The organism is Streptomyces monomycini, assembly GCF_022271435.1.
GTDB classification, from domain to species: domain Bacteria; phylum Actinomycetota; class Actinomycetes; order Streptomycetales; family Streptomycetaceae; genus Streptomyces; species Streptomyces monomycini.
Window position 1 is genome coordinate 312,062 of sequence record NZ_JAFIQY010000004.1, and the last position, 17,103, is coordinate 329,164.

Below are 17,103 nucleotides of genomic sequence, written 5' to 3' on the forward strand. Positions count from 1 at the left end.
GCGCGATGAGCGTCATGACCACCGCCGCCACGGCGGCCTCGCTGACCTCCCTCACCGCCGACCAGCTCGCCATCGTCGAGACGACGCTGGACTTCGCGCAGGAGCACATCGCGCCGCACGCCGTGGCCTGGGACCAGGACAAGCACTTCCCCGTGGACGTGCTGCGCAAGGCCGCCGGGCTCGGGCTCGGCGGGATCTACGTACGCGAGGAGTGCGGCGGTTCCGCGCTGAGCCGCGCGGACGGCGTGCTGGTCTTCGAGGTGCTGGCCACCGCCTGCCCGTCCATCGCGGGCTACCTCTCCATCCACAACATGGTCGCCTGGATGATCGACCGGTACGGCGACGCCGCGCAGCGCGCCCGTTGGCTGCCCGGCCTGTGCTCGATGGCCGACCTGGGCAGCTACTGCCTGACCGAGCCGGGCGCCGGGTCCGACGCGGCGGCGCTGCGCACGCGTGCGGTGCGCGACGGCGACGCCTATGTGCTGACCGGCGTGAAGCAGTTCATCTCCGGTGCCGGGACCTCGCAGGTGTACGTGGTGATGGCCCGTACCGGCGAGGACGGCCCTGGCGGCATCTCGGCGTTCCTCGTCGAACGGGGCGACCCGGGGCTGTCGTTCGGCGCCAACGAGAAGAAGATGGGCTGGAACGCGCAGCCGACCCGGCAGGTGATCCTCGACGAGGTGCGCGTCCCCGCCGACCGGCGGCTCGGCGCGGAGGGCGACGGCTTCCGTATCGCGATGAGCGGGCTGAACGGCGGCCGCCTCGGCATCGCCGCCTGCTCCCTCGGCGGCGGGCAGAGCGCGCTGCACGCGGCGCAGGCGTACCTCGCGGACCGGGAGGCGTTCGGGGGGCGGCTGCTGGAGGCGCAGGCGTTGCAGTTCCGGCTCGCCGACATGGCGACCGAGCTGGCCGCCGCCCGCGCGCTGGTGCGGCAGGCGGCCGAGGCGCTGGACCGCGCCGACCCGCAGGCGCCCCAGCTGTGCGCCATGGCCAAACGGTTCGCCACCGACACGGGCTACGCCGTCGCCGACCGTGCGCTGCAGCTGCACGGGGGCTATGGCTACCTGAGTGAGTACGGCATCGAGAAGATCGTCCGCGATCTTCGGGTGCACCAGATCCTGGAAGGGACGAACGAGATCATGCGTGTGATCGTGGCCCGCGGGCTGACCGGGGCGAAGGGCGGCGGCGCCCGCGCCGGGGCGGAGGCCGCCCGATGACCGACGACTCCGTACTGCTGCGGACCGAGGGCCGCGCGGCGTACCTCACGCTCAACCGGCCGAAGGCCCTCAACGCCCTCGACCACGCCATGGTGCGCCGGATCGACGCGGCCCTGGACGCGTGGGAGCGCGACCCCGCGGTGGAGACCGTGGTGATCACGGGTGCGGGCGAGCGCGGACTGTGCGCGGGCGGCGACATCCGCGCCATCCACGCGGACGCGCGGGCCGGGGGCGGGGCCGCGTCCGCCGCGTTCTGGCGCGACGAGTACCGGCTCAACGCCCGCATCGCGCGCTTCCCCAAGCCGTACGTCGCCGTGATGGACGGCATCGTGATGGGCGGCGGCGTCGGCGTCTCGGCGCACGGCAGCGTACGGATCGTCACCGAGCGCTCCAAGGTCGCCATGCCCGAGACCGGCATCGGCTTCGTACCGGACGTCGGCGGCACGTACCTGCTGGCGCTCGCGCCCGGGGAACTGGGCACGCACCTGGCCCTGACCGGTGCACCGGTGGGGGCCGGGGACGCGCTGCTGTGCGAACTCGCCGACCACTTCGTCCCGTCGGAGCGGGTGGCCGGGCTGCCGGCGGATCTCGCCGCCGCCCCGGTGCCCGAGGTACTGCCCCGGTACGTACAGGAGGTGCCAGAGGGCGAACTGGCGGCCCACCGTGAGTGGATCGACCCCTGCTACGCGGCCGGCACCGTCGAGGAGATCGTGGACCGGCTGCTCGGCAGCGGCGTCCCGGAGGCCAAGGAGGCCGCCGAGACGATCCTCGCCAAGTCCCCCACCTCGCTGAAGGTGACCCTGGCCGCGCTGCGCCGGGCCCGCGGCCTGGGGCCGCTGGAGCGGGTCCTGGACCAGGAGTACCGCGTCTCGTGCGCGGCGCTGGCCTCGCCGGACCTGGTCGAGGGCATCCGCGCGCAGGTGATCGACAAGGACCGCGCGCCGCGCTGGTCCCCCGCCACCCTCGCCGAGGTCACCGACGAGGCCGTGGCCCGGTTCTTCGCCCCGCTCGGCGCCCGCGAACTGGGGCTCGCCGACGGTGCCGGTACGCAGGAGGTGCCCTGGTGAGCACGGAGACCCGGCAGGAGGGCGGCGCGCCCGCCACCGTCGCCTTCGTCGGACTCGGCAACATGGGCGGCCCGATGGCCGCCAACCTGGTCAAGGCCGGTCACCGGGTGACCGGTTTCGACCTCGTACCGGAAGCGCTGGCGGCGGCCGCCGAGGCCGGTGTCGAGCCCGCCGCCTCGGCGTCCGCCGCCGTGACGGACGCGGACGTGGTGCTCACCATGCTGCCCGCCGGACGGCACGTCCTGGCCCTCTACCAGGACGGCGGGCTGCTCGCGGCGGCCCGCCCCGGCACCCTGTTCGTCGACTGCTCGACCATCGACGTGGCCGACGCCCGCGCCGCCCACGAGGCCGCCGGACGCGCCGGTCACCAGGCGCTGGACGCACCGGTCTCGGGCGGTGTGGTCGGGGCCGAGGCCGGCACGCTGACGTTCATGGCGGGCGGCGGCACGGCGGAGTTCGCGCGCGCCGAGCCGCTGCTCACGGCGATGGGCAAGAAGGCCGTGCACTGCGGCGCGGCGGGCGCCGGGCAGGCCGCGAAGATCTGCAACAACATGATCCTCGGCATATCGATGATCGGCGTCAGCGAGGCGTTCGTCCTCGGCGAGAGCCTGGGCCTGTCCCACCAGGCCCTGTACGACGTGGCGTCCACCGCCAGCGGCCAGTGCTGGGCGCTGAGCGTCAACTGCCCGGTGCCGGGACCGGTGCCGGGCAGCCCCGCCAACCACGGCTACCGGCCGGGCTTCGCGGCACCGCTGATGGCCAAGGACCTGGGCCTGGCCGCCAACGCGGTCCGGGCCGCCGGCGTGGACGCGGAACTCGGCCTGCGCGCCGCCGAGCTGTACGCGGCGTTCGCCGAGGGGGACGGCGCGGCGGAGGACTTCTCCGGGATCGTACGCACCATCCGGCAGCGCTCCGGCGGCGGCGTGGACACACAGGCATCCGAGCAGAACGGAACGACGACCGCATGACCGACAGCACCACGCCCGTGGACGACCGTACCCACCCGTACGAGACGATCCTCGTCGAGCGCACCGGCCGTACCGCCACGCTCACCCTCAACCGCCCCAAGGCGCTCAACGCCCTCAACCTCCAGGTGATGACCGAGGTGGTGGCGGCCACCGAGGAACTGGACAGCGACCCGGACATCGGCTGCATCATCATCACCGGCTCGGCGAAGGCGTTCGCCGCCGGAGCCGACATCAAGGAGATGCGCCCGCGGTCGTACATGGACATGTACCTCAGCGACTGGTTCACCGCCTGGGACCGCCTCGGCGCGCTGCGCACGCCCACCGTCGCGGCGGTGGCCGGCCACGCGCTGGGCGGCGGCTGCGAACTGGCGATGCTCTGCGACCTCCTGCTCGCCGCCGACACCGCAGTCTTCGGCCAGCCCGAGATCAAGCTGGGCGTCATCCCCGGCATCGGCGGCTCCCAGCGGCTCACCCGCGCCGTCGGCAAGGCCAAGGCGATGGACCTGTGCCTGACCGGCCGCACCATGGACGCGACGGAGGCCGAGCGCGCCGGACTGGTCTCCCGGGTGGTACCGGCCGCCGACCTGCTGACCGAGGCCCGCACCGTCGCCGAACAGGTCGCGTCGATGTCGGCACCGGTCGCGATGATGGCCAAGGAAGCCGTCAACCGCGCCTTCGAGACCACCCTCGCCGAGGGCGTGCGCTTCGAGCGCCGCCTGTTCCACGCGGTGTTCGCCACCGCGGACCAGAAGGAGGGCATGGCGGCGTTCGTGGAGAAGCGGGCGGCGGAGTTCACTCACCGGTGAGCGTCCTCGGGGCCCGCCGCGCCGGGGCGGGCCCCGACCACCGGATACGGCACATGCGTCCGCCGGTCCGGGTCCACCGCGAGGCGGCCGCCCGCCGGGGGACGGGCGCGCTGGGCGCAGTCGCGGCGTTCGCAGAGGCGGCAGCCGAGGCCGATGGGGGTGGCTGCCCGGGGGTCGTCGAGGGCGATGCCTGCCGCGTAGACGAGGCGGTGGGCGTGGCGGAGTTCGCAGCCGAGGGCGACGGCGAAGTCGGCGCGGGGGGCGTGGTGGCCGAAGCCGCCGCGGGTCACGGTGCGGGCGATCCAGAAGTGGCGTTTGCCGTCCGGCATCTCGGCGACCTGGGTGAGGACGCGGCCGGGGGCGGCGAACGCCTCGTAGACCGTCCACAGGGGGCAGGTGCCGCCGAGGCGGGAGAAGTGGAAGTCGGTGGCGGACTGGCGTTTGGAGATGTTGCCGGCCCGGTCCACGCGCAGGAAGGCGAAGGGGATGCCGCGCCGGCCGGGGCGCTGGAGGGTGCTGAGCCGGTGGCAGACCGTCTCGAAGCCGACGCCGAAGCGGGCCTGGAGGAGTTCGATGTCGTAGTGCAGTTCCTCGGCGGCCGCGTGGAAGGCGGTGTACGGCATGAGGAGGGCGCCCGCGAAGTAGTCGGCGAGGCCGATGCGGGTGAGGGCGGCGGATTCGGGCGAGGAGGGGCGGGCGGTGGCGGTGAGGGTGTCGAGGAGGGAGCGTTGCTCCAGTAAGGCCAGTTGGGTGGCCAGTTGGAAGGCGCGGCGGCCTTCGGTGAGCCAGGGTGAGAGGAAGAGCAGGCCCGCTTCGGGGTCGTAGCGGCGGACGTCGGGCGACCGGCCGGGGGCGGCCTGGACGACCCGTACACCGTGCCGTTCCGCGAGGCGGGCGGTGAGCGCGTCGGCCGCTCGGGCCGGGCGCAGGCCCAGTTCGGCGGCGGTGCGTTCGGCGGCGGTGTCCAGCGCGTCGACGTGGTTGTGGTGGGCGTGGAAGAAGTCCCGTACCTCGTCGTGCGGTTCGGCGGGCGGCAGGACGGTGTGGTCGCCCGGTCCGGCGAGGGCGGCGGCCTGTTCGGTGGCGTAGCGGTAGCGGCGGTGCAGGGCGACCAGGGCACGGGCCACCTCGGGGTGGTCGCGGGCGACCTCGGCGATCTCCTCGGCGGGCGGCGGGGTGCCGCACGCCTCGTCGCCGAGAGCGGCGCGCAGGTCGGTGGTGAGGCGTTCCTCGTCGGCCTCCGAGAAGTACTCGGCGTCGACGCCCAGGACTTCGGCGATGCGCAGCAGGACGGGGGCGGTCAGCGGGCGCTGGCTCTGCTCGATCTGGTTGAGGTAGCTGGTGGAGATGCCCAGCGCGCGGGCGAGCTGCACCTGGTTGAGGCCGTGCTCGCGCCGGAGTCTGCGCAGCTTGGCGTGCGCGTAGATCTTGCGGACGGGCGGTCGTGTCATACCGCTGCCCCCCTTCGTCGCGTGCGCCGTCGTTCCGTCGCTGCTTGCGAACGTAGCATCCGCAGGATTCGCAACGTTCGCCGATCCGCAGCCCGGCTCGGGAGGAAATCCGCAGGGTGGAGCGGTCGCGGCGGGGCCCGCTGCGGGGCAGGCTCGGCAGCGTAGGACGCCGCACGCCGCACCGCCTCCGAGGAGTCCCGTGATCGACCATCAGGTACGTGTCCACCCCAGCGCCGGCCGGCTGCCGCGCGAGGAACAGCTGGCCTGGAAGCTGGCGGCCGTCGCCACCGGCACCCAGGACGCCCCCGACCTCGACCCTGCCGCGGCGGCGATGGCCGCCGACCGGATCGTCGACAACGCCGCGGTGGCCATGGCCTCGCTGCGCCGCCGCCCGGTCGCCGTGGCCCGCGCCCAGGCCAGGCCGCATCCGGGCGCTCCGGGCGCCGCGGTCTTCGGGGCGGGCGGCCTGCGGGTATCGCCCGAGTGGGCGGCCTGGGCCAACGGCACCGCCGTACGGGAGCTGGACTTCCACGACACGTTCCTGGCCGCGGACTACGCCCACCCCGGCGACAGCATCCCGCCGCTGCTGGCCGTCGCGCAGCACACCGGGCGCGGCGGCGCGGACGTGCTGCGCGGCATCATCGCCGCGTACGAGGTGCATGTCGCGCTCGTACGGGGCATCTGCCTGCACCGGCACCGTATCGACCATGTCGCCCATCTGAGCGCGGCGCAGGCGTGCGGCATCGGCGCGCTGCTGCGGCTGCCGACCGAGGTGGTGTACCAGGCCGTGCAGCAGTCCGTGCACACGACGACCGCGACACGGCAGTCCCGTAAGGGCGAGATCTCCAGCTGGAAGGCGTTCGCCCCGGCCTTCGCCGGGAAGGCCGCGATCGAGGCGGTGGACCGGGCGATGCGCGGCGAGGGCTCGCCCTCCCCCGTGTACGAGGGCGAGGACGGGTTCCTGGCCTGGATGCTGGACGGCCCGGACGCCGCGTACACGGTCGCTCTGCCGGAGCCCGGCGAGCCGCGGCGCGCCATCCTCGACACGTACACCAAGGAGCACTCCGCCGAGTACCAGGCACAGGCCGTCATCGACCTGGCGCGGCGGCTGCGGGAGCGGACCGGGCCGCTGGAGAAGGTGCGCAAGATCGTCCTGCACACCAGCCACCACACGCATCAGGTGATCGGCTCCGGGGCCGGTGATCCGCAGAAGTACGATCCGCACGCGAGCCGCGAGACGCTGGACCACTCGGTGCCGTACATCTTCGCGGTGGCGCTGGAGGACGGCGGCTGGCACCACGAACGCTCGTACGCGCCCGAACGCGCCGCGCGGCCGGCGACCGTGGAGCTGTGGCGGAAGATCAGCACCGTCGAGGACCCGGAGTGGACGCGCCGCTACCACGACCCGGACCCGGAGCGGCGCGCCTTCGGCGGCCGGGCCGTGGTGACGCTGGCCGACGGCACGGTGATCGAGGACGAGCTGGCGGTCGCCGACGCGCATCCGGCTGGGGCGCGGCCCTTCAGCCGGGAGGACTACGCGGCCAAGTTCCGCACGCTGGCCGAGGGCGTCGTGACGGGCGAGGCGCAGGACCGGTTCCTGGCGGCGGCGCACGGGCTGTCCGGGCTGGACGGGGCCGGACTGGACGGTCCCGCGCCGAACGGGCCCGGGCTGGGCGGACCCGAACTGGACGGACCCGGGCTGGACGGACCCGGGCTGGACGGCCTCTTCCCCGCCGTGGACGCCGACGCCCTCGCCGCGTACGACGCCGCACTCCCGAAGGGCCTGTTCTGATGCTGCACACCCGCACCACCGCCGCCGGACGGCGCCGTGACCTGCGCGAGAAGCTCGCCTCCGGACGCCTGCTGCGCGTCCCCGGCGCGCTCAACCCGCTCTCCGCGAAGCTCATCGAGGACACCGGCTTCGACGCCTGCTACCTGTCCGGCGCGGTGCTCGCCGCCGACCTGGGGCTGCCCGACATCGGGCTGACCACCTCCACCGAGATCGCCGCCCGCGCCCAGCAGTTCACCAGGGTCACCGGTCTGCCCGCCCTGATCGACGCGGACACCGGATTCGGCGAGCCGATGAACGCCGCCCGGACCGTCCAGCTGATGGAGGACGCCGGGCTGGCCGGGCTGCACCTGGAGGACCAGGTCAACCCCAAGCGGTGCGGTCATCTGGACGGCAAGGCGGTGGTGCCGCGCGAGGAGATGGCGCGCCGGCTGCGGGCCGCCGCCGACGCGCGCCGCGACCCGGACTTCCTGCTGATGGCCCGTACGGACGCCCGCTCCGTGGAGGGCCTGGACGCGGCCGTCAACCGGGCCCGCGCGTACGTGGACGCGGGCGCCGACGCGATCTTCCCCGAAGCGCTGCGCGACGAGGCGGAGTTCGCCGCGTTCCGGGCCGCCGTGGACGTGCCCCTGCTGGCCAACATGACCGAGTTCGGCAAGAGCCCGCTGCTCGGCGCGGCCACCCTCGAACGGCTCGGCTACAACATCGCCCTCTACCCCGTCACCCTGCTGCGCCTGGCGATGGGCGCGGTCGAGGACGGCCTGCGCACCCTCGCCGCCAGCGGTACGCAGGAGGCGCTGCTGCCGCGGATGCAGACCCGCTCCCGCCTGTACGAACTCCTCGGTTACGAGCAGTACGCGGCCTTCGACTCGGCCGTCTTCGACTTCACGCTCCCGCCCGGCGACTGAACGCGCGCCCGCCGACGGCCGCACACAGCGCCGCCCGCCGACCGACCGCGTTCCGCCGACGGCCGCGCCCACTGCCGCCCGAGCGCACTCCCACCCCGCGACCGCCCCGCACCGGAGGCTTCCATGACCACCACCCCACCGGAGATCCACCGCGGCCTGGCCGGTGTCGTCGTCGACACCACCGCCGTCTCCACCGTGATCGCCGAGACCAACTCCCTCACCTACCGCGGCTACCCGGTGCAGGACCTCGCCGCGCACCGATCGTTCGAGGAGGTGGCGTACCTGCTCTGGTACGGCGACCTCCCCGACGCCGCGGAACTGCGCGCGTTCCAGGCCCGCGAACGGGCCCTGCGCCCCGTGGACCGCACCACCGCCGACCTGCTCGCCCGGCTCCCGGAGAGCTGCCACCCGATGGACGTGCTGCGCACCGCCGTCAGCTTCTTCGGCGCCGAGGACCCGGCCGAGGACGACGGCAGCACCGCCGCCCTCCGCGCCAAGTCCCTCTCCCTGCTGGCGAAGCTCCCGGTCGTGGTCGCCGCCGAACACCGCAGGCGGCGCGGCCTGGCCCCGCTGCGGCCCGACCCCGGGCTGGGTTTCGCGGCGAACTTCTTCCACATGTGTTCCGGGCGGGTCCCGGAGCCCGAGGTGGTCCGCTGCTTCGAGGTCTCGCTGATCCTGTACGCGGAACACAGCTTCAACGCCTCGACCTTCACCGCGCGCGTCGTCACCTCCACCCTCTCCGACCTCTACAGTGCGGTGACCGCCGCCATCGGCGCCCTCAAGGGGCCGCTGCACGGCGGCGCCAACGAGGCGGTGATGCGCATGCTGACGGAGATCGGCACCCCGGAGCGCGCCGACGCATGGCTGGCGGCGGCCCTGGCGGACCGGCGCAAGATCATGGGGTTCGGACACCGCGTCTACCAGCACGGCGACTCCCGCGTCCCGGTGATGCAGGAGGCCACCGACCGCCTCGTGGCCCTGAGCGGCACCCCCGAAGCCACCCGGCTGGCCGCGACGCACACGGCCCTGCGCGAGGCGGTACTGCGGCGCAAGGGCATCCACCCGAACCTGGACTACCCGGCGGGCCTCGCCTACCACCTGATGGGCTTCGACGCCCCCACCTTCACGCCGCTCTTCGTCATGAGCCGCATCACCGGCTGGACCGCCCACATCACCGAACAGCTCGCCCACAACGCGCTGATCCGGCCGCTGGGGGCGTACAACGGGCCGGGGCAGCGGGTGGTGCCGGGGGTGGCGTGAGCCGGACGTGCGGTCGCCGAGGGCGGCGGGAGCACGGGAGTACATCGTGATCGTCGAGCGCCATGGCGGACAGTGGTGTCACATGGGCGGAAGCAGCGGCCCGGTGGCGGAAGCCGACGAGGCCGGCGTGCTCGGCGCCGGCGGGAACGGGGGGGCGCGCTCAGCCTCGCCCACCGTCGTGACCCGCCGTACTCCGTCGGCGCTGCTCCCTGGATCGGCTGCGCGAAGGTCCACTTGGGACGGGAGGTCCGTCACCTTCTCGTCGGTGACCGCCGGATCGACGGGTGCGGACGGCGCACACTCGTCATCGCCTGGCGGTCCGCCCGCGCCGGGCTCCGTACCCTCGTCGTGGCTCTCGGACGCAACGGCGCGGAGCTCTCCCGTCTCGGCCTCGAAGACGTCCTGGACCCGCACACCTGGGCGCTGCTGAGAGAGGAACCGCAGGAGGACGGGTACCCCGGCGATCACCCCTCCCGGAACAGCTCCCGCGCGATGACCGTCCGCTGGACCTCGGTGGCCCCCTCGTAGATGCGGGGTGCCCGCACCTCGCGGTAGAGGTGTTCCAGGAGGTGGCCGCGGCGCAGGGCGCGGGCGCCGTGGAGCTGGACGGCGGTGTCCACGGCGTGCTGGGCGGTCTCGGTGGCCAGGAGTTTGGCCATCGCGGAGCGCTTGGCGATGTCGGGGGCGCCGCTGTCGTACGCGGCCGCGGCCGCGTAGACCAGGAGGCGGGCGGCCTCGATACGGGTGGCCGTCTCGGCGAGCTGGTGGGATACGGACTGGAGTTCTTTGAGCGGGCCGCCGAAGGCGGTGCGTTCCGCGGTGTGGGCGAGGGCGGCGTCCAGGGCGGCCTGCGCCATGCCCACCGCGAAGGCGCCGACGCTGGGACGGAAGAGGTTCAGGGTGCGCATCGCGACGCCGAAGCCGCGGTCCACCTCGCCCACCACGTCGTCGCGGCTGACCGGGACGCCGTCGAAGGTCAGGGTGCCGATCGGGTGCGGGCTGAGCATGTCCAGCGCGGTGCCGGACAGGCCGGGGCGGCCGGCCGGGACGAGGAAGGCGGTGATGCCGCGGGAGCCCGCGCCGCCGCCGGTGCGGGCGAAGACGGTCGCGAAGTCGGCCTCGGGCGCGTTGGAGATCCAGCACTTCTCGCCGGTGAGCCGCCAGCGGCCGGCGCTCGGCGGGCCGTCCGGCTCGGCGGCCAGGGTGAGCGCGGCGGCGTCGGAGCCCGCGGCCGGCTCGCTCAGCGCGAAGGCGGCCACCGCGCGGCCCGCGACCACCTCGGGCAGCCAGCGGTCCCGCTGGGCGGCCGTTCCGGACTGCACGACCGGGTACGTGCCCAGGCCCTGGAGTGCGAGCGCGGTCTCGGCCTCGGTCGACTCCTGGGCCAGCGACTCGCGCAGCAGGCACAGGTCGAGGGCGCGTACCGGACCCTCGGCGGGTAACACGCGGCGCAGCAGGCCGAGTTCGCCGAGGGCGGCCACCAGGGGACGGTTGACGCGGCCGGGTTCGCCGCGTTCCGCCAGCGGGCGCAGCCGCCCGGCGGCGAGGGCGCGCAGTTCGGCGCACCACTTCCGGTCCTCCGGTTCCAGCGCGAATGCGGTCACGGGCGGCTCCCTCGTCTCGGGCCCGGAGTGTGGCCGGGCGGGTCGCTCGGGGCGGTGCGGTACGGAGTGCTGCGGGGTGCTGTGGCGCGGCGTGCTGAGAGGCGCTGTGGTGCTGCGGCGCCGGTGAACGGTGCGGTACCGCCCGCGCCGCCGGGCCGTATCGCGCTCTGTTGACTGTCGTCACCGACACGTTACGCTGACGGCGGGCCGGCACGGCAGTACCCGGACGGTTTCCTCCGCACGCCACGGCCGGGTGCCGGGCAGGTCCGAGCAAGGTTCCGAGCGTCCCCGCCGTCGTCCGCAAGGGGGCATCCCGGCATGGACCTGACGCCTTCGGCACACCTCGACACCTTCACCCGCGACCACCTCCCGCCGTCCGATCAGTGGCCGCGCCTCACGGACCTCGGGTATCCCGGGCGGCTCAACTGCGGCGCCGAACTGCTCGACGCCACGATCGAGCGGCTGGGCACCGGCCGCCCGGCCTTCCGGGACGCGTCCGGCACGGTCTGGACGTACGGGGAACTGCGCGAGCGGGTGGACCGCATCGCGCACGCCCTCACCGACGACCTCGGTGTGCTGCCCGGCCACCGGGTCCTGCTGCGCGGCCCCACCACGCCCCTGCTGGCCGCCTGCTGGCTGGCGGTGATGAAGGCGGGCGCGGTGGCCGTGACCGTGCTGGCCGCCCAGCGCCCGCACGAGTTGGCGACGATCTGCGGCCTGGCCCGGGTGCGGCACGCGCTGTGCGACGTACGGGTGGTCGGGGACCTGGCGGCGGCCGGTGTGCCGGGGCTGCGGATCACCCCGTACGGCGGGGATGGCCCCGAGGACCTGCTGCGGCTCGCCGCGCGGCATCCGGGCCCGTACGAAGCGGTGCCGACCGCGGCCGACGATGTCGCGCTGATCGCGTTCACCTCGGGCACCACCGGGCGGCCCAAGGGCTGCATGCACTTCCACCGCGACGTGCTGGCCATCGCCGACACCTTCTCCGCGCAGGTGCTGCGGCCCACCCCGGACGACGTGTTCGCGGGCAGCCCGCCGCTCGGCTTCACCTTCGGGCTCGGCGGGCTGGTGATCTTCCCGCTGCGGGCCGGCGCGTCGGCGTACCTGGCCGACTGGGGCGGCCCGGAGCAACTGCTGCGCGACATCGCGCGGCACCGCGTGTCCGTGCTGTTCACCGCGCCGACCGCCTACCGGGTCATGCTCACGAAGCTGCCCGGGTACGACCTCTCCTCGCTGCGCCGCTGCGTGTCGGCGGGCGAGAACCTGCCCGCCGCGACATGGCGGGCGTGGGAGAAGGCGACCGGGCTGCGCATCATCAACGGCATCGGCGCGACGGAGCTGCTGCACATCTTCATATCCGCCGCCGACGAGCAGGTACGGCCGGGCACGACAGGACTGCCGGTGCCCGGGTTCGAGGCGCGGGTGGTCGACGCGGACGGCCGGCCGGTGCCGGACGGGACGCCGGGGCTGCTCGCGGTGCGCGGCCCGACGGGCTGCCGCTATCTGGCGGACGCACGGCAGCGGGAGTACGTACGCGACGGCTGGAACCTGACCGGCGACACCTACGTCCGGGACGCGGACGGCTACTTCAGCTACGTGGCACGGGCGGACGACATGATCATCTCGGCCGGGTACAACATCGCCGGCCCCGAGGTCGAGGACGCCCTGCTGCGCCACCCCGACGTCGCCGAGGCGGCGGTCGTCGGACGGGCCGACGCGGAGCGCGGCCAGATCGTGGTGGCCCACCTCGTGCTGCGTACGGGGGTGCCGCGCGGGGCGGAGACGGTGGCGGTGCTGCGCGCGTTCACCAAGGAGGCGATAGCGCCGTACAAATGCCCGCGTGAGATCGTCTTTCACGACGCGCTGCCCCGGACGCCGACGGGCAAGCTCCAGCGCTTCCGGTTGCGCGGGGGCGGAGGCGGGGGCCCGGGGGCCGCGGACCGGAGCACGACGAGGCGGGAAACGATGACGTGAGCGACCAGTACACGCAGGGCACGCCGGGCTCCCTGATCGTCACCTTCTACGGTGCGTACGGGCGCGGACGGACGGACGCCCCGGACAGTCCGGGCGGCCTGAAGGCCGCGGACCGCGCGGACGGCCCGGACGGCGGGGACCACGCGGACGGCCCGGACGGCCCGGTGCCGGTCGCCGCGCTGATCAGGCTGCTCGGAGTGCTCGGCGTCGACCCGCCGTCGGTGCGCTCGGCGGTCTCCCGGCTCAAGCGCCGCGGGCTGCTGGTCGCCGCCCGTACGGAGTCGGGAGCCGCCGCGTACGGCCTCTCGGACGCGGCGCACCAGCTCCTGGACGACGGTGACCGGCGGATCTACGGCCGGCCGTCCCCCGCGCCGTCGGACGGCTGGGTGCTGGCCGTCTTCTCGGTGCCCGAACAGGAACGGCACAAGCGGCACTTGCTGCGCTCGCGGCTGGCCAGGCTCGGTTTCGGCACGGCTGCGCCGGGGGTGTGGATCGCGCCCTCCCATCTGTACGACGAGACCCGGCACACCCTGGACCGGCTGCGCCTCTCCCCGTACGTCGACCTGTTCACGGGCGCCCACGCGGGCTTCGAACCGACCGCCGACGCGGTGGCGCGCTGGTGGGACCTGGAGTCGCTGGCCGGACGGCACCGCGCGTTCCTGGCGGCCCACGAGCCGGTGCTGCGCCACTGGTCGGGCCGCCGCCCCGGCCGGCCCGAGGCGGCGTACCGCGACTACCTCTACGCGCTCGACGCCTGGCGCCGCCTCCCGTACGCGGACCCCGGCCTGCCCTCTCCCCTCCTGCCCGGGGACTGGCCGGGCGGCCACGCTGCGGACGTCTTCGGCCAGTTGCACACACGGCTACGGGCGGCGGGCGCCCGGTTCGTGCGGACGGCGCTCGACGGGCCGGGCCGGGCGGCGGCCACCGCCTGACGCCCGCGCGCGGTCAGCGTCTCCGCTGCTGGGAAGCGGTGGCGGCCATCGGACGCGGCCGGGCGGCCGCGATGGTGGAGACGACCTCCTTGAAGGAGCCGCACATACGGGTGCCGGCCACCGCGGCCAACTCGCCGAAGCTGCCCACCCCGTAGGTGACCGCGACCGGTTCCATACGGGCCGTCACCGCCATCCGCATGTCGCTGACCGTGTCACCCACGTACGCGCTCTCCCATGGCGCCACCCCCAGGTCGGCGGCGGCCCGCAGCACCATTTCCGGGTGCGGCTTGCCGCGCCGGACCATCTCCTGGCTGATGACGGGGCCCAGCAGGTCCCGGATGCCCAGCACGTCCAGCAGGGCCTCCGCGCCGCGGGTTCCCTTCGAGGTCGCCACGGCCAGCTCGATGCCGTGCGCGCGCAGCGCGGACAGCCCGGCGGCCACGCCGGGGAAGAGTAACCGCGGCCCCTCGCGCAGCACTTCGCACGCGAACAGCTCGCGGTAGCGGCCGATGGCGGCCGCCACCGCGTCGTGGTCCTCCGGCATGCCCAGCAGCTTGCCGAAGGCCGGCCCCGGCGGCTTGCCGATCGCGGCGGCGGCCTGCCGGGGCGTGACCGAACGGCCCTGTTCGGAGGCGACCTTGACCAGCAGCCTGCTGATCGCCGGCACAGTGTTGGCGAGGGTTCCGTCGAGATCGAAGACGGCGGCCCTGATGGTCTCGCCGACCGCGGCCCGCGCGGCGCCCCGGGGACGTGGCACGGCTCCCGCTGAATCACGCATTGCTCGACACCTTCCGATTTCCTGTGAGCTTTGTGCATCTGTGGGTCCGGTCGCCGTTCGTGACGACGGCGCCGGACGCGGGAAGACGTGCCGACGGCGCCCACCCGGCAAGCGGCGGACGCGCCGGCGCACACCGGTGTCCAGGAGTGGCGTGCCCGCCCCGGAGCGGACGTGCTCCGGGAGAGCCCCTCCCCTGCCTCGCCTCCGCCAGATTTAAAAACCGTCTGCGCTGTTTGTCAATGCACCCTGCGTCGCCTCCTGCACGCAGAGCCACCGTCCCATGTCGCCGCGGGGGCACCGGAACTGAGGGCGGGTGACACAAACAGCAAACACGTTCGCACCACCAGCATCAGAAGATCACTGGAATAACAGCAGTCACTCCCTAGGGCAGTTTCCGAACCGCATGGTTGGTTTAGTATGTAGAATGCGGTGCGCTCACAGCCGGACTAGAGACAGGACGGACACTGTGCCGACGCAGCATCGAGCGATACAAAGCCGCCAGGCTCTCCTCCGATCGGCCGCCGAGGCCTTCACCGAGAAGGGCGTGCCCGCCTCGGGCATGGTCGACATCAGCCGACGCGCCCGGCTGAGCAAAGGAGCCCTCTACTTCCACTTCGCGTCCAAGGAAGACCTCACCTTCGCGGTACGGGACGAGGCCCTCGGCGCCCTGCGGATCCTGGAGGACGAACTGGCCCGCGCCCCGCACCCGGCCCCCGCCGCCGTACGGGACTTCGCCATCGGGCTGCTCGGCCGGGTGGACACCGACGTCGTCGTACGGGCCGGACTCCAGCTGCGCCCGGAAACCGCGCCGGGCATCGCCGAACCGGCACTCCAACAGCGATGGTTCGCCCTCTTTCTGGAGAAGATCACGGCCGACCAGGCAGCCGGGAAGCTGCCCCCCGGCGACGACCCGCGGCGCTCCGCACGGCTGCTCACCGCACTCGTCGTCGGCCTGCTGCACCTGGGACAGGAAGACCGTACCTGGTGGGAGAAGGACGTCGTCACGGACCTGTGGGCATCGTTACTGCCCAGCGGGGCGGACACGGCGGCCGGGCCCGTACCGGAACCGGCCCACTGACCACCCCGCGGCGGCTCACCACCCGGCCGCCACCGGCCCGTTCACACCTCGACCAGCACCGCGCCCGTATGACAGCCCCGCGTCAGTTCGCGCAGGGCTCGCGGTGCCTGGTCGAGACCCCGCACCCGGGTGTGGGCGAAGACCAGGGAGCCGTCCCGCAGTCCGCGCCCGAACTCCGCCGTCCACTCCTGGACCGCACCGGGGTGGTCGACCATCGAGAAGCCCCGCATCGTGACCCGGCGCGTCACCAGGAGCACGGAGTCCACCTCGACCGGCGCCGCCATGCCCACGCCACCGCCCAACTGCCCGGAGAGCGCGCCCACCAGCGCGAACCGCGCGCCCGTACGGGCCACGGCGAGCGCCGCGCGCAACTGTTCACCGCCGACGAGATCCAGCAGGACGTCGATGCCCTCCGGCGCCGCCCGGCGCAGCTGCTCCTCGACCGGGCCCGCGCCGCGGAGCACCACGTCGTCGTAGCCGAGCGTCTGCCTCAAGTACGGGACCTTGTGCGCGGATCCCGTGCTCCCGATGACGCGGACAGCGCCCAGCCGCTTGGCCAACAGCCCCGCCATGCTCCCGACGCCGCCCGCCGCCCCCGTCACGAACACGGTGTCGCCGGAGCCGACCTGCGCGGCACGGGTCAACGCGGTCCAGGCGGCCGCGCCCTGTGACAGATGCGCGGCGGGATCGGGCAGCTCGCCCGGCTCGACGCGCCGGGCCCGGCCCTCCTCCACCGCCGCGAACTCCCGCCAGCCGTACGGGTGCACCACCAGGTCGCCGGGCGCGAACCCGCCGCCGGAGGCCCGTACGACCTCGCCCAGCGCCGATCCCCACAGCGCCTGCCCCGGCACGAAGGACGGCATCGGCAGCTCGGCGTCGGTCATCATCGTGCTCATGGCCGCCGTCACCGCCATGATCCGGTTGCGTACGAGCAGCCGGCCCGGGCCCGCGGTGGGCACCGGCGCCTCGGCGAGCGTGAAGTGCTCCGGCCCGAGGGTCCCTCGAAGGCGGGCGGCGAGCCGGATCTCCCGGTGGGTGGCGGGGACTTCCGGGACCGAGGAGGCGGACGGGGCTAAGCCGGCGGACGGGGCCGGGGGTACGGAAGGGGCGGGCGGTTCGGGTACGGCGTTCGATGCGGTCACGGCGGACTCCTGCGAGATGGGCGGCTTCCGGCGGGCTCTGGCGAGGTAACCGCCGGCCCGCCCGTTTCAATACCGCATGGTTGGCTTTTTTAACGTGCCGAAAATACACTGACGGACCGGACTCGTAAG

15 protein-coding genes are annotated in these 17,103 nt (G+C 74.0%); 11 read left to right on the top strand and 4 right to left on the bottom strand.

Features of this window, described 5'->3' with window-relative positions:
• The first annotated feature begins 5 nt into the window (after positions 1–5).
• The 4 genes from JXZ78_RS07615 (at position 6) to JXZ78_RS07630 (ending at position 4,058) form a co-directional block, all read left to right on the top strand.
• Positions 6–1,217 (top strand): acyl-CoA dehydrogenase family protein, encoded by a 1,212-nt coding sequence (locus JXZ78_RS07615; RefSeq protein WP_030020804.1) that lies wholly within the window; start codon positions 6–8, stop codon positions 1,215–1,217.
• Positions 1,214–2,284 (top strand): enoyl-CoA hydratase/isomerase family protein, encoded by a 1,071-nt coding sequence (locus tag JXZ78_RS07620; protein ID WP_030020805.1) that lies wholly within the window; start codon positions 1,214–1,216, stop codon positions 2,282–2,284. The genes JXZ78_RS07615 and JXZ78_RS07620 overlap by 4 nt, the downstream gene beginning before the upstream one ends.
• 62 nt (positions 2,285–2,346) lie before the next feature.
• Positions 2,347–3,252, top strand: coding sequence for a 3-hydroxyisobutyrate dehydrogenase (gene mmsB, locus JXZ78_RS07625; protein WP_238782750.1), 906 nt, complete (start codon positions 2,347–2,349; stop codon positions 3,250–3,252).
• Positions 3,249–4,058, top strand: a complete 810-nt coding sequence (locus JXZ78_RS07630; protein ID WP_030020808.1) for an enoyl-CoA hydratase — start codon at positions 3,249–3,251, stop codon at positions 4,056–4,058. Before mmsB ends, JXZ78_RS07630 begins: the two co-directional genes overlap by 4 nt.
• Here the strand turns inward: JXZ78_RS07630 and JXZ78_RS07635 are convergent.
• Entirely contained in the window at positions 4,049–5,509 is a 1,461-nt protein-coding gene (locus JXZ78_RS07635) for a short-chain fatty acyl-CoA regulator family protein (RefSeq protein ID WP_030020809.1), read from the bottom strand. The two genes, JXZ78_RS07630 and JXZ78_RS07635, sit on opposite strands and share 10 nt — an antisense overlap.
• Positions 5,510–5,708: 199 nt before the next feature.
• On the opposite strand from JXZ78_RS07635, the gene JXZ78_RS07640 reads away from it, so the two are divergent.
• The 4 genes from JXZ78_RS07640 to JXZ78_RS07655 all read left to right on the top strand — a co-directional run bounded on the left by JXZ78_RS07640 (position 5,709) and on the right by JXZ78_RS07655 (position 9,994).
• Positions 5,709–7,301, top strand: a complete 1,593-nt coding sequence (locus tag JXZ78_RS07640; RefSeq protein WP_030020810.1) for an MmgE/PrpD family protein — start codon at positions 5,709–5,711, stop codon at positions 7,299–7,301.
• Positions 7,301–8,206, top strand: coding sequence for a methylisocitrate lyase (prpB, locus tag JXZ78_RS07645; protein ID WP_030020811.1), 906 nt, complete (start codon positions 7,301–7,303; stop codon positions 8,204–8,206). Before JXZ78_RS07640 ends, prpB begins: the two co-directional genes overlap by 1 nt.
• 123 nt (positions 8,207–8,329) lie before the next feature.
• A complete protein-coding gene (locus JXZ78_RS07650) occupies positions 8,330–9,466 on the top strand; it encodes a bifunctional 2-methylcitrate synthase/citrate synthase (protein WP_030020812.1) in 1,137 nt (378 codons plus the stop codon).
• 234 nt (positions 9,467–9,700) lie between these two features.
• Positions 9,701–9,994 (top strand): hypothetical protein, encoded by a 294-nt coding sequence (locus JXZ78_RS07655; RefSeq protein WP_030020813.1) that lies wholly within the window; start codon positions 9,701–9,703, stop codon positions 9,992–9,994.
• On the opposite strand, the gene JXZ78_RS07660 is transcribed toward JXZ78_RS07655, so the two are convergent.
• Positions 9,931–11,070, bottom strand: a complete 1,140-nt coding sequence (locus JXZ78_RS07660) for an acyl-CoA dehydrogenase family protein (RefSeq protein ID WP_030020814.1) — start codon at positions 11,068–11,070, stop codon at positions 9,931–9,933. The two genes, JXZ78_RS07655 and JXZ78_RS07660, sit on opposite strands and share 64 nt — an antisense overlap.
• Positions 11,071–11,388: 318 nt before the next feature.
• Here JXZ78_RS07660 and JXZ78_RS07665 point away from each other — a divergent pair, with 318 nt between their 5' ends.
• Together JXZ78_RS07665 and JXZ78_RS07670 are read left to right on the top strand one after the other, a co-directional pair.
• Complete coding sequence (locus JXZ78_RS07665; RefSeq protein WP_033038108.1) at positions 11,389–13,044, top strand: AMP-binding protein; 1,656 nt, start codon at positions 11,389–11,391, stop codon at positions 13,042–13,044.
• The gene (locus tag JXZ78_RS07670; RefSeq protein ID WP_033038110.1) at positions 13,041–13,976 is read left to right on the top strand and encodes a PaaX family transcriptional regulator; all 936 of its coding nucleotides are present in this window, start codon (positions 13,041–13,043) and stop codon (positions 13,974–13,976) included. The genes JXZ78_RS07665 and JXZ78_RS07670 overlap by 4 nt, the downstream gene beginning before the upstream one ends.
• 13 nt (positions 13,977–13,989) lie before the next feature.
• On the opposite strand, the gene JXZ78_RS07675 is transcribed toward JXZ78_RS07670, so the two are convergent.
• Positions 13,990–14,754, bottom strand: a complete 765-nt coding sequence (locus tag JXZ78_RS07675; RefSeq protein WP_050502574.1) for an HAD family hydrolase — start codon at positions 14,752–14,754, stop codon at positions 13,990–13,992.
• Positions 14,755–15,178: 424 nt separating this feature from the next.
• Between JXZ78_RS07675 and JXZ78_RS07680 the strand changes: the two genes are divergently transcribed.
• Positions 15,179–15,832: a TetR family transcriptional regulator gene (locus JXZ78_RS07680; protein ID WP_275127550.1), complete on the top strand. Its 654-nt coding sequence runs from the start codon at positions 15,179–15,181 to the stop codon at positions 15,830–15,832.
• 41 nt (positions 15,833–15,873) lie between these two features.
• On the opposite strand, the gene JXZ78_RS07685 is transcribed toward JXZ78_RS07680, so the two are convergent.
• On the bottom strand, positions 15,874–16,857 hold the full coding sequence (locus tag JXZ78_RS07685) for an MDR family NADP-dependent oxidoreductase (RefSeq protein WP_030020819.1): 984 nt from the start codon (positions 16,855–16,857) through the stop codon (positions 15,874–15,876).
• Between the last annotated feature and the right edge of the window lie 246 nt (positions 16,858–17,103).